The organism is Microbacterium oxydans (genome assembly GCF_026559675.1).
Lineage (GTDB): Bacteria > Actinomycetota > Actinomycetes > Actinomycetales > Microbacteriaceae > Microbacterium > Microbacterium oxydans_D.
Genome location: NZ_CP092891.1, coordinates 302,155 through 322,256, shown reverse-complemented (window position 1 = coordinate 322,256; position 20,102 = coordinate 302,155). Strand labels below are relative to the sequence as shown.

Here is a 20,102-nt window from a genome sequence, read left to right as displayed (position 1 = left end):
GACCGGCCCTATCCGCGTGAGCGTGGTCGTCCCGGTCTTCCGGCCCGGCCCGTCGTTCGACGACCTCATCGCCTCCCTGGATCAGCAGACCCTCGATCCGTCCGCGTTCGAGGTGCTCCTCTGCGATGACGGCTCCGGCGAGCCGACCGGCGCACGCCTGGCGGAGGTCGCTCGCACCCGGCCGAACGTGCGCGTGCTGTCGCTCGAGCACTCCGGGTGGCCGGGCATGCCTCGCAACCACGGGGTCGACGCCGCTCGCGGCACCTATGTGCAGTTCGTCGACCAGGACGACCGCCTGTTCCCGGGCGCGCTCGAGAAGCTGTGCGATTACGCCGACGCGAACGGCTCCGACGTGATCGTGGGCAAGGAGGTGGGGATCGGCCGACGCCTCCCCGCTCGGATCTTCCGCAGGGACGTCCCTCACGCGACCCTCGGGACCGACCCGCTGCTCGAGATGCTCACCCCGCACAAGATGTTCCGCACGGCATTCCTCCGCGAGAACAGCATCCGCTTCCCCGAGGGGAAGGTGCGTCTCGAGGACCACCTGTTCGTGATGCAGGCGTACTTCGCGGCGTCGACCATCTCGATCCTGGCGAGCGAACCCTGCTACGCCTGGATCAAGCAGCCGGGCAGTGCGAGCTCGTCGCGCATCGACCCGGAGACCTACTTCCCGCACCTGGAGACGGTGCTCGATGTCGTCGAAGCCCACACCGAACCGGGGCGGTTGCGTGATCGCCTGCTCCGCCACTGGTTCCGCGGGAAGATCCTGAAGCGCGTGACCGGGCGCCAGATGGTGCGGTATCCGGCCGAGTATCGCGACCGACTCCTCGACGTGGTCACGCCGCTCGTCCAGCGCCGGTTCGGACCGGGCGTGGACGCGGGCCTCGGGTTCCCGAACCGGATCCGGGCGGCGCTGCTTCGAGCCGGCCGCCGTGACGACCTCCTCCGCCTGGCGCAGTTCGAGACCGAGGTCGACTGCCGCGCCGTCGTAACCGCTGCCAGCTGGTCCCGGGGAGGCGGACTGCACCTCACGCTCCGCGTGACCCTCACACGGGACGGCGAGGACGCGCTGGTGTTCGAGTCGCGCGTCGCATCTCCGAGCCCGGGCTCCGGCGCGACGACGGACGGAGGCAAGAGCGCGGCCGAGAGCGCCGGCGGGAAGAAGTCCACCCGCCTGACGTCGCTGCCCCTGTCGTCGCTCGACGGCCTGCCCGACGGCCTCCTGGTCGTCGACCGCGAGCTCCGCGAGGACCGCGTCGACGTCTTCCTCCGCGAGGACACGACCCGCGCGGGCGCCTCCCCCACCACCGTCTCCGGCGGCGAGCGCTACGTCGGCGGTCGGCGCCTGCGCGACCTCAGCAAAGTCGCCGTCGCGGTCGACCCCCTGAAGGCTTTCGACGCGAGCGACGAGTCCCCCGGTGGAACTCTCGCGGTGAAGGTCCATCGTGCGGGCTGGACCTTCGAGGCTCCGCTCGAGGCCGACCCCGCAGCCCTCGCCCGAGCCGCGCGCTCCCCCTTCCTCGCCGGGCGCACCTGCCACGTCGTGGTGGGCGACGACGGGACGGTCGAGCTGCGCCGCGAATGGCCCGGCGGACGCGTGAAGGACTTCGCCGGACGCACCGTCCGTCGACTCCGCGGTGCCCTCCGGCGCCACTGACCCCTCTTGCCTGATCGAACGAATAACGATAGATTCCTGTTGTTCTTCGATGAAAGGTGGAGCCATGGGGAAGGCGACGATCGTCGTGCTGCGCATCGTGATCGCGATCGCGCTGCTCGGTTCGCTGGTGGTGCAGGCACTGATCGTGCCGCTGCTGTGGCTGGACCTCGCCGACGACGAACTGTGGGGGCGGATCGTCCTGGTGTCGATCGTCGTCCTGGGCGTCGGCACGCTGCAAGTGTTCGGCGTGTGCGTATGGATGCTGTTGACCAAGGTGCGGCGCGGGTCGATCTTCTCGGAGTCGTCGTTCCGGTATGTGGACGTGATCATCGGCGCGATCCTCGTGGCCGCCGCTCTCACGTGGGTCCTGGCCGCGATCCTCGCGCCGGGGACGACCGCACCGGGGATGGTGGCGCTGATCGGTGGTGCCGGAGTGGTGCTCGCCGGGATGGCGCTGCTCGTCGTCGTGATGAAGGCCCTGCTGCGGCAGGCGATCGATCGCGACGCCGAGGCGCGCTCCCTGCGCTCCGAGCTCGACAACGAGGTGATCTGATGCCGGTCGTGGTCGACATCGACGTGATGATGGCACGCAGGAAGATGAGTGTCGGGGAGCTGGCCGAGCGGATCGGCATCACGCCGACGAACCTCGCCGTGCTCAAGAACGGTCGGGCCAAGGCGGTCCGCTTCACCACCCTCGATGCTCTGTGCGCGGTGCTGGAGTGCCAGCCGGGCGACCTGCTGCGGTGGGAGCCGGAAAGGCCGGACTCGAACACCGCGACCGCCTGACCGCCCGCGCCCACGCAGGTCACCGCAGAGCCGCGCGGGCGACGGCACGGATCTCCGGCGTGATCTCGCCGTACGCGCCCGGCGAGGAGAGTGCGCACAGACCGTCCAGCAGGCGCTGCACGGCGTTCGGGTCCTCCGGCCCGCGGGCACGGTCCCGGTACGACCGTGTCGACGATTCGGAGTAGCGCCACGTGCCGCCGGGCACCAGGGCGATCGCGGCCTCACCGAACTCCACGGCCCCGGCCAGGTCGTCGAAGGTCTCCGCCGTCCCGTCGGCGAGGGCGAGGAGGGCGAGGGTGACCTCTCGCGGCCGACCGGAGACGAACAGGCCCTCCTGACCGGCGCTTCCGACGGCGTCGACGATGCGGGGGAACGCCCGAAGCTCGCCGGCGGCCAGAGACCGACCGAGGTTCGTCACCACGACGCGTCCTCGCAGCCGCCGGATCGCCTTCACCCGTCGAGCGAACGCGATGAGCACCTCCGCGGGGTCGGCGCACTGCGATCCCGGGTCGCGCGCCCACTCGAGGCTGTCGACGGCGTCGCGCAGGACGTCGTGGGGCAGCCAGCCGTCCGTCGGGTCCTGCGCGACGCCGTCCGGGCCGATCCGTGCGACGAGTGCCCGTAGGCCGGCGGTGGCTCGCTCCGCGGTCGCCGCGTCGATGGGCGTCGGCTCGAGGACCCGAGACCCCTCGAGGTGCGCGAGAAGCGCGAGCCGACGGACCGGAGGCAGCGACTCGCACAGCACGGCGATCGGCGAGGACGCGCGCAGGCCGGAGACGAGGTCGCCGTTCACCTCGGGCGAGAACTGCGGCTGGACCAGGCCGAATCGCTGCGCGAGCTCGAACGCCACGTGCTCGGCGTGGAACGCCGGCCGCTCCGTCTGCCACCCGACGGCGGAGGCCCGGTCGTCAGGCGAACCCGCCGCCGGCCACGCCCCGGCATCCTCCTCACGCCCGCCGCCCGTGTCTCCGCCAGCGCTTCCGCCGTCGCTTCCGTCCGTGACGATGGTGACCCGCGGCTCGCCCATCCGCGCGATGAACGGCCCGGTGACCACCACCTCGATGGAGGCGGCGATCCCCGGTATCGAGATGCACTGCGCCCGCGTTCTCCACGCCGCGAGGTCGATCAGCGGCCAGGGGTCGTCCATGTCATCGAGTTCCGGCGCCTCGGGCTCGATCCCGAGGCTGAGCTGATAGGCCTCGACGATCCAGTAGGACGGGGCATCGGCCGGCACTCCGATGGTCCGGGTGAGCGCGGGCTCATCCGCCACCGACAGCTGGACATGGAGGGTCTGGGTGACGCGGACGTGCTGTGCGAGGTTCATCCGCGCAACGCTAAGCGGCCGCCGACCGGCCCCCGGACCACGAAACCGCGACCTGTCCAGAACTCGTCGCGCCGGCATTCGGTGCAGGAGATCTCACCGCACCTCACCGCCGCGCCAGCAGCTCCCGCAACCGCGCAGCCTCCCCCTCGACCATCGCATACCCGTGCTGCGCTGCGGGATACCCTCCCTCGCGCACTTCCGCGGCATACGCTTCGACACCCGTGATCGCGGCACGGCGCAGCTCGGCGTAGCGCTTGACGAACTTGGCACCACCACCGTCGTACAGGCCGAGCAGGTCGTGGAACACGAGCACCTGCCCGTCGGCATCCGCGCCGGCGCCGATGCCGATCATGGGGATGTCGAGGAGCGGCGCGAGCGCGGCGGTCACCTCCGACGGCACGGCCTCGATCACGAGCATCGAGCACCCGGCCGCCTGCAGCGCGAGGGCGTCGTCGATCACGGCGAGGGCGGCCTCGGCGTTGCGGCCCTGTGCTCGATAGCCCCCGAGCGCCGTGGCGGTCTGCGGGGTGAGGCCGACGTGCCCCACGACGGGGATGCCGGCCTGCACGAGCGCCCGGGCGCGGTCGACGGTCGTGCCGCCGCGCTCGATCTTCACGAGGTCGCACCCCGCCTCCTTGATGAAGCGCTGCGCGGTGGCGATGGCGAGCGCGTCCGAGGCCTCGTACGACCCGAAGGGCAGGTCGCCCACGAGCAGCGGAGCCGACAGCCCGCGGTGCACGGCCTTCGTCAGCATGAGCATCTCGTCGACCGTGACCGGTACCGTGCTCTCATAGCCGAGGACGGTCATCGCGGCGGAGTCGCCGACGAGCACGACGTCCACCCCCGCCGCCTCGACGATCTGCGCGCTCGGGTGGTCATAGGCGGTGACCATGACGATGGGCTCGCGAGCTTGCTTCAGCGCGGCGAGGCCGGCCAGCGTGACGCGCTTACGAGGAGCGGTGTGAGCGCTCATGCGCTGGCCTCCGTGTCGGTGGGGGTCGGGGCGTCGGCGACGCGCAGGAGGTGGTTGTCGATCAGTCGGGCGGCCCCCACATGCGCCGCGACGGCGAGCAGGGCATCCCGGTCGACACGGGCGAGGGGACGCAGCGTCTCGGCATCACGGAGTTCGAGGTATTCGGGATCGATCGCCGCGTCGCCGAGCACGTCTCGCGCGGCGGAGAGGATGCTTCCGGCGTCGCGATGCCCCGCCTCTAAGGCCGCCGCCCCGGCGTCGAGAGCACGGTTGAGCGCGGTCGCCTGCGCGCGGGCAGCAGGGTCGAGGTAGACGTTGCGCGAGCTCATGGCGAGCCCGTCGGCCTCCCGCACGATCGGGCAGGGGACGATGCGCACATCGAGGTCGAGGTCGCTCACGACGCGGCGCACCACCAGGATCTGCTGCGCATCCTTCTGTCCGAAGTACGCGGTGTCCGGTCGCACGATCCCGAACAGCTTCGTGACGACGGTGGCCACGCCGTCGAAGTGGTGCGCGCCCCGGCTCGCGCCGTCGAGCACGTCGGTGAGGCGCGCGACGTGGATGTTCGTCGCGAACCCGTCCGGGTAGATCTCCGACGGCTCCGGGGCGAACAGGATGTCGACGCCCTCGGCCTCGGCGAGCGCCGCATCGCGGGCCTCGTCACGGGGGTAGGCGCTGAGGTCTTCGTTCGCGCCGAACTGGGTCGGGTTGACGAAGAGCGAGACCACGACGAGGTCGGATGCCGCGCGCGCCGCGCGCATGAGGGAGAGGTGGCCGTCGTGGAACGCGCCCATCGTGGGGACGAGGCCCACCGTCCCGCCGGCGCTGCGGGCGTCGCGCACCGCGGCTCGGACGGCGGCGATCGTGCGGAGGATCCTCATGCCGGTGACTCCTTCTTCTCCGCGGACGCACCCGAGCCCTCTGCGGCAGGAGCCCCCACATCCGCCGAGCGCGTCGCGATCTCCCGGGTGGCGGTCGCGAGCGCGTCGAACAGCACGTCGAGATCGATCTCGCGGGCCGCCTCCCGCTGTCGCGCGACCGTCTCCTCATCACCGCGTGCGATGGGACCGGTGAGGACGGATGCCGCGCCGCTCGCCGACCAGTTCTCCACGGTCTGCCGGACGAGCGGGGCCAGCCGCTCGCGCGCGTCGGTGCTCGGGATGCCCGCGGCCGAAGCGAGCCGCTCCGCCGCATCCAGCACGGTGAGCGTGAAGTTCGAGGCGAAGGATGCCGCGGCGTGATAGCTCGCCCGGTGCGCGTCGTCGATGCGGAACGGCTCGGCTCCGACCGCTCGCGCGAGCTGCTCCGCCAGGAGGAGGGCATCATCGGTGCGGCCGTCGACCGCGGCGCCGATGCCCTGGAACACGTCCGGCGTCTCCGCGCCGGTGAAGGTCTGCAGCGGGTGGAGGCTGAAGTCGACGTGCGTGAGCGGGGTGACACCGGAGACGTGACCGACGAGACGGGCGTGCGGTCGGGCGACGAAGGCCACGGCGGCGATCGCGGTGTCGGGGACGCAGAGCAGCGCGATGTCGACGGTCGGCATGGACTGATCGCGCCGGAGTGGTCCGAGCACATCGACCCCCGCCCCTCGGAGGGCCCGCGCGAGCACGCGGCCGAGACGACCGGCGCCGACGATGGCGATGGTCGTACCTGGCGCGAGCGAAGAGGCGGGCTGCATGTCGATTCCCCGGGCCGGATGGGGGCGGCGCGGATGCCAGAAGTATCCGCCCCTCACGGCATCCGCGACAAATCCCAGAGCGATGCGACAAACAGGAGGAACAGAGTCAGGAGGAAATGTTCAGCAAGACGACGATCTCTTGTCAGATCGATCTCGCCCGATGATCAGCCGCGCAGCACCGACTCCAGCAGCCCGGGGAAGAGCGCGTCCAGATCCTCGCGCCGCAGCGTCAGCATCCGTCGGCGGCCGTGGGGCTCGTTGCGGATGACGCCGGCCTCGCGCAGCACCTTCATGAAGTGCGACTTGGTCGACTTCGGCAGGTTCGGATCGGTGGCGTGGCAGGCGGCCATGTCGAGCGGGCCGTCGGCGAGCTGGCGCGTGATGGCGAGGCGCTCAGGGTCGCTGAGCGCGAAGAGCACGTCCGTGAGCTGGATCTCGGAGCGCTCCGGGTGAGGAAGATCGCCGGGCATGGTTCGAGAATAGTTGAACAATCGACGAATGGCGAGTACGCTCCGATAGTTCGATGATTCTCGAACCTTATGAGGAGTCGCCATGACCACCACCGAGCCGATCGTCCGCCCGTCGGTCGTCGAACGCGCTTCGTCCGGCGCCGCGCCGCGCACCCGGTTCGGGTTCGCGCTGGCGATCGTCGCGCAGATCCTGATGATGGTCGGGGCGAGCGCGCCGTCGCCGTTCTACCCGGTGCTCGCGCAGGACATCGGCTTCGATGCGATCGTGATCAGCGCCGTGTTCGCGGTCTATGCCGTCGCCCTGCTGCTCACGCTCCTCACGGCGGGCTCCCTCTCGGACCACGTCGGCCGGCGTCCGGTCGTGATCGCCGGGCTCCTGCTGCTGGCGGGGAGCATGTTCCTGTTCTGGCACGCGGATGCCGTGGCGATGCTGTTCCTCGCCCGCATCCTCCAGGGCATCGCGAGCGGTCTGCTCATCTCGGCACTGTCGGCGACCGTGCTCGACTTCGCCCCGGGCGGCCGTGCGGGGGTCGCGGCCCTGTGGAACGCGCTCAGCCCGGGGATCGGGCTCGCGCTCGGGGCGCTCGTCTCGGGCGTGATGCTCGACGTCAGCGGCGAGGCCCTGCTCGACGTGTTCGCCCCGCTGAGCTCGGCCTACATCGTGCTCGCGGCGCTGTTCTTCCTCGTCCCCGAGACCGCTCCGCGCAAGCCCGGGGTGTGGGCGTCGCTGAGCTTCCGCCTGTCGATCCCGTCCGCGATCCGGGCCGACTTCTGGCGGGGTGCACCGGCCGTGATCGCAGGGTGGGCGACGGGCGGACTGTTCCTGTCCCTCGGCGCCAACATCGTGCGCGGTGAGCTCGGCGGCGAGGCGCACGTGTGGCAGGGACTCGGCGTCGTGCTGCTCGCGGGTGTCGGAGCCGTGACCGCGTTCCTGCTGCGGAAGATCGCAGCGCGGTCGATGGTGCTGTTCGGCACCTCGGCGCTGGCCGTCGGGACCCTGCTGTCGCTGATCGCGCTCGGCCTCGGCTCGCTGCCGTTCTACCTCGTCGCCGCCGCCGTGACCGGCATGGGATTCGGCACCGCGTTCTCGGGAGTGGTGGCATCGCTGGCGCCGCGCATCCCGGCGACGCAGCGGGCCGACACCTTCGCGGTGATCTACCTGCTGGCGTACCTGGCGTTCGGGGTGCCGGCGGTCGTCGCCGGAGCGCTGGTCGGTGTGGTCGGACTCGAAGCCGTGTGCGTCGGATACGGCATCGTCGTGATCGCGCTCGCCGGGATCGCCTTCGGCCTGCGGATGCGGCGCGCGGCGTAGGCGGGGCACCGGTCGGCACGGCGCTCTTCGGCGCCTCAGCGCACGACCAGCTCCGGGGTGATCAGCGCATGTGCGGAGCCTGCCTGCAGGGTACGCGGGGCGACGATCTCGCCCGTCGGACCCATCAGGAGCTCGAGGATCGCCGTCGCCACATCCTCCGGGCGCTGCTCGACACTGGAGAACCCCAGGGCCTCCGCGGTCGGGGTGTTGTCGAAGCCGATCACCGGGAGCGTGAGCCCGGCGGCCGCGACGGACAGCAGGGCGCCGACGGCGAGCGAGTCACTGGCGCAGACGACCGCATCCGGAGCCGGTCCCGCGGCGAGCGCGGCATCCATGCAGGCCCGTGCGAGCGGCACGCCCTCCTCCGCCGTCAGCCGGAGACCCGGCGCGCCGGCCGCCTCCATCGCCTCCCGCCAGCCGCGCTCCCGGTCGTCTCCTGTTCCGGAGCCGGACGGCCAGCCGAGGAAGGCCACGCGTCTGCCGTGGGTGAGCGCGTGCGCGGTGGCCGCGCGCGTGCCCGCGGCTCCGTCGACGTCGACCCAGAGATGCCGCGGGTCGGCGATGTCGTCCTCACCCCAGGGGCGGCCGAACGAGATGAACGGCAGCCCGTCCTGGTCCAGGCTGCGCACGCGGGGGTCGTCCCGCGAGGTGCCGGTGATGATGGCCGCGTCGATCTCCGAGCCCTCCCAGAGCTCCGACAGCCGCGTGATCTCCTCCTCGCGTGTGCGGGCGGAGTAGACGAGCATGCGCATCCCGCGCTCGCTGGCGCGCTCGGTGATCGCGTGCACGAAGCGGTCGAGGACGACACCCGAGATCCCGCCGACGTAGGGGTCGAGGCGGATGCCGATCGTGGAGCTGCGGCGCAGTCGCAGCTGTCGCGCGGCCGCATGGCGCCGGTAGCCCAGTTCGGTGATCGCGGTGAGCACCCGCTCCCTGGTCGCCGGCCGCACGATGTCGGGGGTGTTCAGCACGTTCGAGACGGTCTGGCGCGAGACTCCCGCGCGCTCCGCGACGTCTTCGACGGTCGGGGCCTTCGCCATCACACCTCCTCGCTCCCTGCCGGGCTTGACAGTCCCGAACCTCGCGCCTAGCCTATTCCACGCAGAGTTTGATCGTTCAAATTCCTGCCACACCCTCGCGGGAAGCCCCCTCGGCCATCGCCGCAGCACCTCATCAAAGGAGAGAGACCATGACCCGGCACACGACTCGCGCAGTCCTCGGCACCGGAGCCGTCCTGCTCGCCAGCACGCTCGTCCTCACGGGGTGCGGCTCCGGCTTCGCCGGCGACGAGGACAAGCCGGATGCGGAAGGGCTCACCTCCTCCGACGACGCGCTCACGGTCCTGATCGGCTCCTCGGGCGACGCGGAGACGGCCGCCGTGCAGTCCGCAGTCGACGCCTGGTCCGCCGATTCCGGCACCAAGGTCACCGTCCAGGTCGCCAGCAACCTCGACCAGGAGCTCTCGCAGGGCTTCGCGGCCGGAGCGCCCGCCGACCTCTTCTACCTGTCCACCGACCAGGCGGCGGGGTACGCCGCCAAGGGCTCGCTGAAGGCCTACGGGGATCAGCTCGAGAACAAGGACGACTTCTACCCCTCGCTCGTCGAGAACTTCACCGTCGACGGCACGTTCTACTGCGCGCCCAAGGACTTCTCCACCCTCGCCCTCATCATCAACTCGAAGATGTGGGCCGACGCCGGCCTGACGGACGCCGACCTGCCGAAGAGCTGGGACGACCTCGCCGCCGTCGCGAAGAAGCTCACGACGGCCGACCACGTCGGCCTGGCGTTCGGCGCGGAGTACCAGCGCGTCGGCGTCTTCATGGCGCAGGCGGGAGGCGGCCTCGTCAGCGACGGCAAGGTCATCGCCGACGACCCCGCCAACGTCGAAGCACTCGACTACGTGAAGAGCCACCTCGCCGACGGCACGTTCGCGTTCGCGAAGGACGTCGGCGCCGGCTGGGGCGGCGAAGCCCTCGGCAAGCAGTCCGCCGCGATGGTGATCGAGGGCAACTGGATCACCGGCGCCATGGCGAACGACTTCGGCAGCGTCGACTACACCGTCGCCGAGCTCCCCGAGGGCCCCGGCGGCAAGGGCACCCTGCAGTTCACGAACTGCTGGGGCATGGCCGCCGACAGCCCCAACCAGAAGGCCGCCCTCGACCTCGTGCAGTCGCTGACGAGCGTCGACAGCCAGCTCGCGTTCTCCCAGGCGTTCGGCCCCATGCCGTCCGTCAAGTCCGCCGCTGACGACTGGACCTCCGCGAACGCGGCTCTCGAGCCGTTCCTCGCCGGAGCCGACTACGCGCAGTTCCCGCCGAACCAGGCCGGATCCGCCGACGTGATCGCCGACTTCAACTCGCAGCTCGAGTCGCTGAAGAGCGCCGACCCGAAGCAGATCCTCGACTCCGTCCAGTCGAACCTCGAAGCGGTCGTCAAGTAACCATGGCGGTCAAGGCAACGCCTCGCCGCGGTGGGGCCTCCGGGCTCCGCCGCGGCGAGGCGGCAGCCGGATGGCTGTTCACCGCGCCGGTGATCGTGATCCTCGGCGTCTTCCTCCTGATCCCCGTCCTGATGGCGCTCTGGGTGAGCGTCTCGGACTGGGGAGGGCGCGGGAGCCCCCTCTCCGGCTCGGTGTCGTTCGTCGGAGCGGACAACTTCTCCGCCGCCCTCACCGACGGCGGTCTCGCGACGAAGGACTTCGGCACGGCGCTGCGCAACAACGCCTGGTACGTGCTGCTCGTCGTGCCCCTGCAGACGGCCTTGGCCCTGTTCCTGGCCGTTCTCGTGAACCGCGCCATGCTCCGCGGCCGCGGATTCTTCCGCACCGCCTACTACTTCCCCTCGGTGACCAGCACCGTCGCGATCACCGTGCTGTGGATGTTCCTCTTCACCTCGAGCGGCGCCGTCAACGACGTGCTCTCCTGGTTCGGCATCAACGGCCCGAACTGGTTCAACGACCCCCGCGGCATCCTGCACCTCGCCCTCAGCACGGTCGGCGCCGACGCCGGCCCCGCAGCCCTCACGCAGGGTGGAGCACTGGGCGTCTCCTGGTGGGATTGGCTCGCCGGACCGTCGGTCGCGATGAGCGCCTACATCATGATGGCCGTCTTCACCACGTCCGGCACGTTCATGCTCATCTTCCTCGCGGGTCTGCAGAACCTCGGCGCCGACGTCGACGAGGCCGCCATGATGGACGGCGCGACGGGCTGGCAGCGGTTCTGGCGCATCACCCTCCCGCAGCTGCGCCCGACCCTGTTCACCGTGCTCACACTCGGCCTCATCGGCTGCTGGCAGGTGTTCGACCAGATCTACACCGGAACTCGGGGAGCGCCGAGCAAGACCACGCTCACCCCCGCCTACCTCTCGTACCAGACCGCGTTCCAGAACCAGGAGTGGGGTCAGGGCGCGGCGATCGCGTTCATCCTCTTCGTCATCATCGTCATCCTCACGCTCGTGCAGCGCTGGGTGCTGCGTGATCGCCCGGTCTCGAAGCGCCGAATCCGCGCGTACCAGTCGCCGTCGAAGGGAGCCTCGTCATGAGGCGGCTCTCCCGCAAGCAGCTGACCTGGCAGGTGCTGCTCTACGCCCTGCTGATCGTCCTCGCGATCATCTACATCTACCCGTTCCTCATCCAGGTCGCGACGAGCTTCAAGACCGACGAGGATGCCGCGACCAGCGGGATCACGCTCATCCCGGATGTGTGGACGTTCGCGGCGTACGAACGCCTGTTCCGGAACTCCGACTTCCCCTCGTGGTTCGTGAACAGCGCGATCGTGACGGTCTTCGTCACGGCCGGCCGCGTGTTCTTCAACTCGCTCGCCGGCTACGCGCTCGCCCGGCTCCGGTTCCGCGGTCGCGGTGTCGTCTTCGCCGCGCTCGTCGCCGTGATGTCGGTGCCGACCGTGGTGCTGCTGATCCCCAAGTTCCTCGTGATCAACCAGCTCGGCATCTTCAACTCCTACGCCGGGATGATCCTGCCGCTGCTCGTCGACGCGGCCGGGGTGTTCATCATGAAGAACTTCTTCGAGTCGATCCCCGAATCGGTGGAGGAGCAGGCCCGGATCGACGGCGCCGGCACGTTCCGGCTGTTCTGGTCCGTGGTGCTGCCGATGGCCACGCCGGCGCTGGTGACCATCGTGATCCTGTCGTTCCAGGGCTCCTGGAACGAGCTCAGCCACTTCATCGTCTCGACCAACGACCCCGCGCTGACGACCCTGACCAAGGGCGTCGCCTCGCTGGCCAGCGGTGGCCTCAGCCAGGGCACCCAGTACCCCCTCAAGCTGGCGGCCGCGCTCATCATGACGATCCCCGTCGCCGTGATGTTCTTCATCTTCCAGCGCCGCATCATGAATTCCACAGAAGGAGCCGTCAAGGAATGACCCCCACCCCTCCCCTCCAGCCGCTGCTGGCCGACGCCGTGATCGCGTTCGACGCACCGACCCAGGTGTGGGCGGACGATGCCGGACGCATGGGCACCGCACCGATCCACGGGATCTACCACGGTGACGTCCGACAGATCCGCGCCGTGGAGATGCGCGTCGACGGGTCGTCCCTGGAATCGATCGCGTGCTCCTCGCCGACGCCGCAGCGGGTGATCCTCACCGACGTGCTCCGCGGCCTCGACGACGAGTCGGCCGATCCGAAGGTGCGCCTGGACCGTGAGCGCGTGGTCGCCCCCGGCGCGTTCTCCGAGCGGATCCTGCTCGCCCGCCACCTCGGAGGTCCGGCGCGCATCGCCCTGACCGTGCACCTGACCCCCGACTTCGCTCCCATGCAGCTGGTGAAGGCCGGGATGAGCGCGGAGACGGTCTGGGAGTGGGACGGCACCACCTGCCGCGCCGGGGAGGCCGCCTTCACGCTCAGCGCCCCTGGCGCGTCCGTGTCGTCCGACGGGGAACGGCTCACCCTGCGATGGGACGTCGAGGTGGCGCCGCACGGCGCGGCCTCCGTCGACTGGTCGCTCGTGCTCACCGACCCCACCCTCGTGGTCACCTCCCCGGCGGCTTCCGTGGCCGAGGCCCTCGAGGCTCCCGTCGATCCGCGGGCGGCGCGCTGGCTCCAGCAGGCGACGGCCGACCTCGCCGCCCTCCGCCTCGCGATCCCGGACCACCCCGATGACGCGTTCTACGCGGCGGGCGCTCCGTGGTTCTTCACCCTGTTCGGCCGCGACTCGATCTGGGCGGCGCGTCTCGCGCTGGACGTGGATACCCGCATCGCCGTCTCCACCCTGCGCGTACTGGCTCGCCTCCAGGGCACGAAGCACGACGCCACCACCGCCGAGGCTCCGGGCAAGATCCCGCACGAGCTGCGCAGCGGAGCCCTGTCCCTCCCGAACGAGGGCGTGCACCTGCCGCCGCTGTACTACGGCACGGTCGACGCGACGCCGCTCTGGGTCTGCCTCCTCGCCGACGTGCACGACGCCGCTCTCTCGACCGACGAGCTGCGCGAGTTCCTCCCCGCGCTCCGTGCGGCCCTGAACTGGATGACCGAGCACGGCGACGCCTCGGGCAGCGGCTTCATCGACTACGCGGACGAGTCCGGACACGGCCTCGCCAATCAGGGCTGGAAGGACTCCGGCGACTCGATCCAGTGGCGCGACGGACATCTCGCCGACGGCCCGATCGCTCTGAGCGAGGTGCAGGCCTACGCGTATGAGGCGGCCGTGCGCGGTGCCGCTCTGCTCGACGCCCTCGACGAGCCCGGTGCCGACGAGCTGCGCACGTGGGCCGCCGACCTGCGCGCGCGCTTCCGCGACGCGTTCTGGGTGACGACGACGGAGGGGCACTACCCCGCGATCGCCCTCGACGCCCATGGTGCCGCGGTCGACACGCTCACCAGCAACATCGGACATCTCCTCGGCACCGGCATCCTCGACGCCGAGGAGGAGCGCGCGTGCGCCGAGCTCCTCACGGCGGACAGCATGTCGAGCGGCTACGGCATCCGCACCATGTCCACCGGCGCCGCGGGCTACTGGCCGCTGAGCTATCACGGCGGGAGCGTCTGGACGCATGACTCCGCCATCGCCGTGCACGGGATGCTGCGGGCCGGTCTCGTGGACGACGCACAGGCGATCGCCGGGCAGCTGCTCGACGTGGCCGAGGGCTTCCACTACCGCGTCCCCGAACTGCACTCCGGCGACACCCGCATCCCGGGCGGACGCCCCGTGCCGTATCCCGCTGCTTGCCGCCCGCAGGCATGGTCGGCGGCTGCGGCGGTGGTGACCGCGCAGGCTCTCGCCTGATTCGGCGCACCCACCTGGAGGGCGGTGTCGTGGTCAGCCGACCGCGGCACCGTCTTTCCACACCCGCCGCACGAGCGGGACTCCCGGCCGATACGCGAGATGGATGCGCGTCGGCGCCTCCATCAGCACGAGGTCGGCCCGTGCGCCGGGCGCGATCACGCCGACGTCGTCGCGTCGCAGCGCCTTCGCCCCACCGGCGGTCGCCGCCCACACGGCTTCGGCGGGGGTCATCCCCATGTCGCGCACGGCGACCGCGATGCAGAACGGCATCGACGAGGTGAAGCTCGACCCCGGGTTCGTGTCGCACGCCAGGGCCACGGTCACGCCCGCATCGATCAGGCGACGAGCATCCGGATACGGCTGCCGCGTCGAGAACTCGACACCGGGCAGAAGGGTGAGCACGGTGTCGGAGCCGGCGAGCGCGTCGATGTCGGCATCCGTCAGGTATGTGCCGTGGTCGATGGATGCCGCGCCGAGCTCGACCGCCAGACGCACGCCCTCGCCCGGGCCGAGCTGGCTGGCGTGCACGCGGGAGACGAGTCCGCGCGAGATGCCGGCTTCCAGCACTCGACGTGACTGGGCGACCGTGAAGGCACCGGTCTCGCAGAACACGTCGACCCACTTGGCGTGCGGAGCGCAGGCGTCGAGCATGGGCCCGGCGACCAGGTCGACGTACTCGTCCGGACGGTCGGCGTACTCGGCGGGGACCACGTGCGCGCCGAGGAACGTCACCTCGGACGTGACCTCGGCGGCCAGGCGCACCAGGCGCTCCTCGTCGGTGACGCTCAGCCCGTAGCCGCTCTTGATCTCGACGGTCGTGGTGCCCTGCGCGAGCATCTCGTCGAGGAAGCCGCGCAGTCGTGCGCGCAGTTCGTCGTCGCTCGCCGCCCGGGTCGCGGCGACGGTGGAGCGGATGCCGCCCGCGGCATACTTCTGCCCCGCCATGCGCGCCTCGAACTCGGCGGCACGGTCGCCCGCGAAGACGAGGTGGCTGTGGCTGTCGACGAACCCAGGGATCATGGCGCGACCGCCGGCGTCCACGACTTCGAGTGCCTCGTCCGTTGAGCGAGCGGAGCGAGACGAAACGCCCACCTCCGTCTCGTTCGTCGAGCGAGCGAAGCGAGACGAAACATCCGCAGTATCCGTGGCGCTCCCGACCCAGGCGATCCGTCCGTCCTCGATCAGCAGGGCCGCGTCCAGCACGGTTCCGGTCCGGTCACCGTCTCCGGCGACGTTCGTGGTCAGTTCCGCGATGTTCGTAATCAGCGTTGCCATGTCCTGAGCCTCTCAGAGCATCGGCACCTTGAGGCCGCGCTCGCGGGCGACCTCGCGGGCGTGCTCGTATCCGGCGTCGACGTGACGCATCACGCCGGTACCCGGGTCGTTGGTCAGCACACGCTCCAGCTTCTCCGCTGCGAGGGCACTGCCGTCGGCGACGGTGACCTGCCCGGCGTGGATCGAGCGACCGATGCCGACGCCGCCGCCGTGGTGCAGCGACACCCAGGACGCGCCGGAGGCCGTGTTCAGCAGGGCGTTCAGCAGGGGCCAGTCGGCGATCGCGTCGGAGCCGTCCTTCATCGCCTCGGTCTCCCGGTAGGGCGAGGCCACGGAGCCGGAGTCGAGGTGGTCGCGACCGATCACGATCGGGGCCGAGAGCTCTCCCGAGGCGACCATCTCGTTGAACTTCAGGCCGGCGAGGTGCCGCTCCTTGAAGCCGAGCCAGCAGATGCGGGCGGGCAGCCCCTCGAAGTGCACCTTGTCGGCGGCCTTCTCCAGCCAGCGGTGCAGCGCCGCGTCTTCGGGGAAGAGCTCGGCGATGGCGCGGTCGGTCTTGTAGATGTCCTCGGGGTCGCCGGAGAGCGCCGCCCAGCGGAACGGCCCGCGTCCCTCTTCGAACTGCGGACGGATGTACGCCGGCACGAATCCGGGGAACGCGAATGCCCGGTCGAAGCCGCCCAGCTGTGCTTCGGCGCGGATGGAGTTGCCGTAGTCGAACACGGCAGCCCCGGCATCCTGGAACGACACCATCGCCGCCACGTGCGCGGCCATCGACTCACGCGACCGCCGTGTGAAGTCCTCGGGGTCGCGCTCGGCCTCGGCCTTCCAGTCGGCGACCGCGGTGCCGAGCGGGAGATAGGCGAGCGGGTCGTGGGCGCTGGTCTGGTCGGTGACGATGTCGATCGGCACGCCACGGCGCAGCAGCTCGGGGAAGACCTCGGCCGCGTTGCCGACGACGCCGACCGAGAGGGCCTCGCCCGCATCCTTCGCCGCGAGCACGCGGGCGACGGCGGCGTCGAGGTCGGTCGTGTACTCGTCGAGGTAGCCGTGCTCCACGCGCCGGGTGAGTCGCGACTCGTCGACGTCGACGATCAGCACCACCCCGTCGTTCATGGTCACCGCGAGCGGCTGAGCGCCGCCCATCCCGCCGGCTCCTCCGGTGAGGGTGAGGGTGCCGCGCAACGAGTCGCGACCGAGCGAGCGGGCGACGGCGGCGAACGTCTCGTACGTTCCCTGCAGGATGCCCTGGGTGCCGATGTAGATCCAGGAACCGGCGGTCATCTGCCCGTACATGATGAGGCCGAGCTCTTCGAGCTTGCGGAACTCCGGCCAGGTCGCCCAGTCCCCGACCAGGTTGGAGTTGGCGATGAGCACCCGCGGCGCCCACTCGTGCGTGCGGAAGACGCCGACCGGCTTGCCCGACTGCACCAGCAGGGTCTCATCCGGCTCGAGTTCGTCGAGGGTCCGCACGATCGCGTCGTACGCCTCCCAGCTGCGGGCCGCCTTGCCGGTTCCGCCGTAGACGACCAGGTCTTCGGGGTGCTCGGCGACCTCGGGGTCGAGGTTGTTCATCAGCATCCGCTTCGCGGCTTCGGCGCCCCAGCTCTTGGCCGTGCGCTGGTTGCCGCGGGCGGCCCGGACGACGCGCGGTCCGGACCGCGTCGTGCCGGATACAGCGGTCCCGGATGCTGCGGTGTCGGATGCTGCGGTGTCGGATGCTGCGGTGTCGGATGCGACGGTGTCGGATGCGGCGGTGGGCTCAGCCATGAGCGTGCTCCTTTGCGATGCGGGCGACGTCGCCCGACTGGACGAGGGCGGTGACGGCTTCCATCTCCGGGGAGAGGAAGCGATCGGGGCCGGGACCTGCGGCGACGGTGCGGACCAGGTCGCGCACGGCTCCGGTCGCGGGGCCGGCCTGCAGCGGAGCGCGCAGGTCGAGGGCGCGAGCGCCGGTGAGGATCTCGATCGCGAGCACCCGGCCGAGGCCGTCGATCGCGCGACGCAGCTTGCGGGCGGCGGCCCATCCCATCGACACGTGATCCTCCTGCATGGCAGACGACGGGATCGAGTCGACGGATGCCGGCACCGCGAGGCGCTTGAGCTCGGAGACGATCCCGGCGGCCGCGTACTGGGCGATCATGAGGCCGGAGTCGACGCCGACCTCGTCCGCCAAGAACGGCGGGAGTCCGTGGCTGCGGGCCGGATCCAGCGCGCGGTCCGTACGGCGCTCGGAGACCGAGGCGACGTCGGCGACCGAGATGGCGAGGAAGTCCAGGACCGCTGCGACGGGTGCGCCGTGGAAGTTGCCGTTGGACTCGATGCGGCCGTCGAGGGTGATGACGGGGTTGTCGATCACGCTGGCGAGCTCGCGGCCGGCGATCAGCGCCGCGTGCGCCATCGTGTCGCGGGCGGCGCCGTGCACCTGGGGCGAGCAGCGCAGCGAATAGGCGTCCTGCACGCGTCCGTCATCAGGACCCTTGTGGCTCGCGACCATGGGGGAGTCGCCGAGGAAGGCGCGCAGGTTGGCGGCGGACTCGGCCTGGCCGGTCTGCGCGCGGAGCGCCATCAGGTCGGCCGCGAACACCGCGTCGGTCCCGAGCTGCGACTCGACCGACATCGCCGCGGCGATGTCGGCGGTGAGCAGGAGCGTCTCGAGGTCGTGGAGTGCGAGCACGAGCATCCCGAGCATGCCGTCGGTGCCGTTGATGAGCGCGAGCCCCTCCTTCTCGACGAGGGTCAGCGGCTCGATGCCGGCGGCCGCGAGAGCCTCGGCGGCGGGGAGCAGTGCTCCGGATGCATCGCGGACCTCTCCCTCCCCCATCGCGGCCAGGGCGATGTGCGCGAGAGGTGCGAGGTCTCCGGAGCACCCGAGCGAGCCGTACTCGCGGACGACCGGGGTGATGCCCTCGTTGAGCAGGGCGGCGTAGGTCTCGACGACGACCGGGCGCACGCCGGTGCGTCCGGAGACCAGGGTCTGCAGGCGCAGGAGCTGGAGTCCGCGGACGACCTCGCGCTCGACCTCAGCGCCGGTGCCCGCGGCGTGCGAGCGGATGAGGCTGGCCTGCAGCTGGAGGCGGCGGTCGGGGGCGATGAAGGTGGTCGCCAGGGCGCCGAATCCGGTGGAGACACCGTAGTGCGGGTTCGGGTCTGCGGCGAGGCCGTCGATCACGTGACGGGTGTCGGCGACGCGCGCGAGCGCGTCCGCGTCGATCCGCACCGGGGCATCGTGACGGACGACAGCGACGACATCGGCGGGCGACAGCGGGGCCGCTCCGACGAGCACGGGGGCAAGTTCGGTCATGGTTCGATTCCACACCCGACGTCTCATCACGGACACCCGTTCGTGCGATGATGTGTCTGTGATCCCAGACAAGCGCGAGAGCTCTCAGGTCCCTGCCGCGGAGAACACCCTGCGCATCCTGAGCTACCTCGCCGGGCGGCCCGCGCCCGTGGCGGCGTCGGCGATCGCGCGCGAGCTCGAGCTCCCGCGGTCCACGGTCTATCACCTGCTCACGACGCTGGCCGCTCACGGCTTCGTCCTTCACCTGCGCGAGGAGAGACGCTGGGGACTCGGCACCTCTGCCTTCGAGCTCGCCGGTGGGTACACACGCCAGCAGCCCCTGGCGCGAAGGGGCCGCCCTCTAGTGGCGGCGCTCTCGGACCGGTTGGGGGAGAGCGCGCACCTCGCGGTGATGAGCGGTGGGGACGTGCTGTACATCGTCGAGGAACGTGCACCTCGGAGGCCGGCGCTGGTGACGGATGTGGGCGTGCGGCTTCCCGCGCACCTGACGGCCTCGGGACGGGCGATGCTGGCCGCGCTCCCCCGGGAGCAGGTGCGGGCGCTCTATCCGGATGTGTCCGCGTTCCCCGATCGCACGGGACTCGGCCCCCGGACGCCACGCGAATTGCGTGAGCTGCTCCAGGATGTGCGGACGCGAGGATATGCGACGGAGAACAGCGAGATCGCGGATGGCCTGCGCAGCGTGGGCGCCGCGGTTCTCGACGCTGCCGGGTGGCCGGTTGCTGCGGTGGCGGTGACGTGGGGCCGTGGGGATCTGGATGAGGAGCTGATCGCTGCAGCTGTGCAGGAGTGCGCGGCGATGCTCGAGGCGCGCTTGAAGCGCTGAATCGTGCGGCCGCGGTCGTGTTAACGCAGAAGAGCCACCCCGCGAGGGATGGCTCTTCTTGCTCTTCTCGAGCACAACGCAAGAAAGCCACCCAGCATTGGGTGGCTTTCTTGTCTAAAAGGAGTCCGGCGGTGTCCTACTCTCCCACAGGGTCCCCCCTGCAGTACCATCGGCGCTGTGAGGCTTAGCTTCCGGGTTCGGAATGTAACCGGGCGTTTCCCTCACGCTATGGCCGCCGAAACACTATTGATGTTTC

18 protein-coding genes and 1 rRNA gene are annotated in these 20,102 nt (G+C 70.7%); 9 read left to right on the top strand and 10 right to left on the bottom strand.

All coding sequences use genetic code 11. The features are described from left to right. The first annotated feature begins 16 nt into the window (after positions 1-16). The 3 genes from MME74_RS01560 (at position 17) to MME74_RS01550 (ending at position 2,443) form a co-directional block, all read left to right on the top strand. Positions 17-1,657, top strand: coding sequence for a glycosyltransferase family 2 protein (locus tag MME74_RS01560; protein WP_267416890.1), 1,641 nt, complete (start codon positions 17-19; stop codon positions 1,655-1,657). A 64-nt stretch (positions 1,658-1,721) separates the two neighbouring features. Then, positions 1,722-2,210, top strand: coding sequence for a DUF2975 domain-containing protein (locus MME74_RS01555; RefSeq protein ID WP_267416888.1), 489 nt, complete (start codon positions 1,722-1,724; stop codon positions 2,208-2,210). Next, complete coding sequence (locus MME74_RS01550) at positions 2,210-2,443, top strand: helix-turn-helix domain-containing protein (RefSeq protein ID WP_267416887.1); 234 nt, start codon at positions 2,210-2,212, stop codon at positions 2,441-2,443. The genes MME74_RS01555 and MME74_RS01550 overlap by 1 nt, the downstream gene beginning before the upstream one ends. A 19-nt stretch (positions 2,444-2,462) precedes the next feature. Here the strand turns inward: MME74_RS01550 and MME74_RS01545 are convergent, their stop codons facing one another. The 5 genes from MME74_RS01545 to MME74_RS01525 form a co-directional block, all read right to left on the bottom strand. Further along, positions 2,463-3,767, bottom strand: coding sequence for a hypothetical protein (locus tag MME74_RS01545; RefSeq protein ID WP_267416886.1), 1,305 nt, complete (start codon positions 3,765-3,767; stop codon positions 2,463-2,465). Positions 3,768-3,870: 103 nt separating this feature from the next. Then, complete coding sequence (panB, locus tag MME74_RS01540) at positions 3,871-4,740, bottom strand: 3-methyl-2-oxobutanoate hydroxymethyltransferase (protein ID WP_267416885.1); 870 nt, start codon at positions 4,738-4,740, stop codon at positions 3,871-3,873. After that, on the bottom strand, positions 4,737-5,621 hold the full coding sequence (panC, locus tag MME74_RS01535) for a pantoate--beta-alanine ligase (protein ID WP_267416884.1): 885 nt from the start codon (positions 5,619-5,621) through the stop codon (positions 4,737-4,739). Before panC ends, panB begins: the two co-directional genes overlap by 4 nt. Beyond that, entirely contained in the window at positions 5,618-6,418 is an 801-nt protein-coding gene (locus MME74_RS01530) for a DUF2520 domain-containing protein (protein ID WP_267416883.1), read from the bottom strand. The genes panC and MME74_RS01530 overlap by 4 nt, the downstream gene beginning before the upstream one ends. A 164-nt stretch (positions 6,419-6,582) precedes the next feature. Next, on the bottom strand, positions 6,583-6,888 hold the full coding sequence (locus MME74_RS01525) for an ArsR/SmtB family transcription factor (protein WP_267416882.1): 306 nt from the start codon (positions 6,886-6,888) through the stop codon (positions 6,583-6,585). A gap of 82 nt (positions 6,889-6,970) precedes the next feature. Here MME74_RS01525 and MME74_RS01520 point away from each other — a divergent pair, with 82 nt between their 5' ends. Continuing rightward, positions 6,971-8,200, top strand: coding sequence for an MFS transporter (locus MME74_RS01520; RefSeq protein WP_267416881.1), 1,230 nt, complete (start codon positions 6,971-6,973; stop codon positions 8,198-8,200). A 35-nt stretch (positions 8,201-8,235) separates the two neighbouring features. Here MME74_RS01520 and MME74_RS01515 read toward each other — a convergent pair whose 3' ends face one another. Further along, on the bottom strand, positions 8,236-9,240 hold the full coding sequence (locus MME74_RS01515) for a LacI family DNA-binding transcriptional regulator (RefSeq protein WP_267416880.1): 1,005 nt from the start codon (positions 9,238-9,240) through the stop codon (positions 8,236-8,238). Positions 9,241-9,389: 149 nt separating this feature from the next. Between MME74_RS01515 and MME74_RS01510 the strand changes: the two genes are divergently transcribed. The 4 genes from MME74_RS01510 to MME74_RS01495 are packed head-to-tail and all read left to right on the top strand — an operon-like array spanning position 9,390 to position 14,441. Then, complete coding sequence (locus tag MME74_RS01510) at positions 9,390-10,640, top strand: sugar ABC transporter substrate-binding protein (RefSeq protein ID WP_267416879.1); 1,251 nt, start codon at positions 9,390-9,392, stop codon at positions 10,638-10,640. A 2-nt stretch (positions 10,641-10,642) separates the two neighbouring features. Continuing rightward, positions 10,643-11,740, top strand: coding sequence for a carbohydrate ABC transporter permease (locus tag MME74_RS01505; RefSeq protein ID WP_267416878.1), 1,098 nt, complete (start codon positions 10,643-10,645; stop codon positions 11,738-11,740). Beyond that, complete coding sequence (locus MME74_RS01500) at positions 11,737-12,579, top strand: carbohydrate ABC transporter permease (RefSeq protein ID WP_267416877.1); 843 nt, start codon at positions 11,737-11,739, stop codon at positions 12,577-12,579. Before MME74_RS01505 ends, MME74_RS01500 begins: the two co-directional genes overlap by 4 nt. Then, entirely contained in the window at positions 12,576-14,441 is a 1,866-nt protein-coding gene (locus tag MME74_RS01495) for a glycogen debranching N-terminal domain-containing protein (RefSeq protein WP_267416876.1), read from the top strand. Before MME74_RS01500 ends, MME74_RS01495 begins: the two co-directional genes overlap by 4 nt. A 33-nt stretch (positions 14,442-14,474) precedes the next feature. On the opposite strand, the gene hutI is transcribed toward MME74_RS01495, so the two are convergent. Genes hutI through hutH form a run of 3 tightly spaced genes read right to left on the bottom strand, consistent with a single transcriptional unit; the run spans position 14,475 to position 19,020 of the window. Beyond that, on the bottom strand, positions 14,475-15,716 hold the full coding sequence (gene hutI / locus MME74_RS01490) for an imidazolonepropionase (RefSeq protein WP_267416875.1): 1,242 nt from the start codon (positions 15,714-15,716) through the stop codon (positions 14,475-14,477). A 12-nt stretch (positions 15,717-15,728) separates the two neighbouring features. Beyond that, on the bottom strand, positions 15,729-17,486 hold the full coding sequence (gene hutU / locus MME74_RS01485; RefSeq protein WP_267416874.1) for a urocanate hydratase: 1,758 nt from the start codon (positions 17,484-17,486) through the stop codon (positions 15,729-15,731). Further along, positions 17,479-19,020: a histidine ammonia-lyase gene (gene hutH, locus MME74_RS01480; protein WP_267416873.1), complete on the bottom strand. Its 1,542-nt coding sequence runs from the start codon at positions 19,018-19,020 to the stop codon at positions 17,479-17,481. Before hutH ends, hutU begins: the two co-directional genes overlap by 8 nt. 52 nt (positions 19,021-19,072) lie before the next feature. On the opposite strand from hutH, the gene MME74_RS01475 reads away from it, so the two are divergent. Then, positions 19,073-19,846: an IclR family transcriptional regulator gene (locus MME74_RS01475; RefSeq protein WP_416383330.1), complete on the top strand. Its 774-nt coding sequence runs from the start codon at positions 19,073-19,075 to the stop codon at positions 19,844-19,846. 123 nt (positions 19,847-19,969) lie between these two features. Here the strand turns inward: MME74_RS01475 and rrf are convergent. Beyond that, positions 19,970-20,086 (bottom strand): 5S ribosomal RNA (rrf, locus tag MME74_RS01470). Between the last annotated feature and the right edge of the window lie 16 nt (positions 20,087-20,102).

Coding starts and splice junctions, on each gene's coding strand:
- MME74_RS01545 (WP_267416886.1), bottom strand. CDS start 3,767: ATGAACCTCGCACAGCACGTCCGCGTCACCCAGACCCTCCATGTCCAG.
- hutH (WP_267416873.1), bottom strand. CDS start 19,020: ATGACCGAACTTGCCCCCGTGCTCGTCGGAGCGGCCCCGCTGTCGCCC.
- MME74_RS01555 (WP_267416888.1), top strand. CDS start 1,722: ATGGGGAAGGCGACGATCGTCGTGCTGCGCATCGTGATCGCGATCGCG.
- MME74_RS01550 (WP_267416887.1), top strand. CDS start 2,210: ATGCCGGTCGTGGTCGACATCGACGTGATGATGGCACGCAGGAAGATG.
- MME74_RS01495 (WP_267416876.1), top strand. CDS start 12,576: ATGACCCCCACCCCTCCCCTCCAGCCGCTGCTGGCCGACGCCGTGATC.
- hutI (WP_267416875.1), bottom strand. CDS start 15,716: ATGGCAACGCTGATTACGAACATCGCGGAACTGACCACGAACGTCGCC.
- hutU (WP_267416874.1), bottom strand. CDS start 17,486: ATGGCTGAGCCCACCGCCGCATCCGACACCGTCGCATCCGACACCGCA.
- MME74_RS01500 (WP_267416877.1), top strand. CDS start 11,737: ATGAGGCGGCTCTCCCGCAAGCAGCTGACCTGGCAGGTGCTGCTCTAC.
- MME74_RS01525 (WP_267416882.1), bottom strand. CDS start 6,888: ATGCCCGGCGATCTTCCTCACCCGGAGCGCTCCGAGATCCAGCTCACG.
- MME74_RS01505 (WP_267416878.1), top strand. CDS start 10,643: ATGGCGGTCAAGGCAACGCCTCGCCGCGGTGGGGCCTCCGGGCTCCGC.
- panC (WP_267416884.1), bottom strand. CDS start 5,621: ATGAGGATCCTCCGCACGATCGCCGCCGTCCGAGCCGCGGTGCGCGAC.
- panB (WP_267416885.1), bottom strand. CDS start 4,740: ATGAGCGCTCACACCGCTCCTCGTAAGCGCGTCACGCTGGCCGGCCTC.
- MME74_RS01510 (WP_267416879.1), top strand. CDS start 9,390: ATGACCCGGCACACGACTCGCGCAGTCCTCGGCACCGGAGCCGTCCTG.
- MME74_RS01520 (WP_267416881.1), top strand. CDS start 6,971: ATGACCACCACCGAGCCGATCGTCCGCCCGTCGGTCGTCGAACGCGCT.
- MME74_RS01530 (WP_267416883.1), bottom strand. CDS start 6,418: ATGCAGCCCGCCTCTTCGCTCGCGCCAGGTACGACCATCGCCATCGTC.
- MME74_RS01515 (WP_267416880.1), bottom strand. CDS start 9,240: ATGGCGAAGGCCCCGACCGTCGAAGACGTCGCGGAGCGCGCGGGAGTC.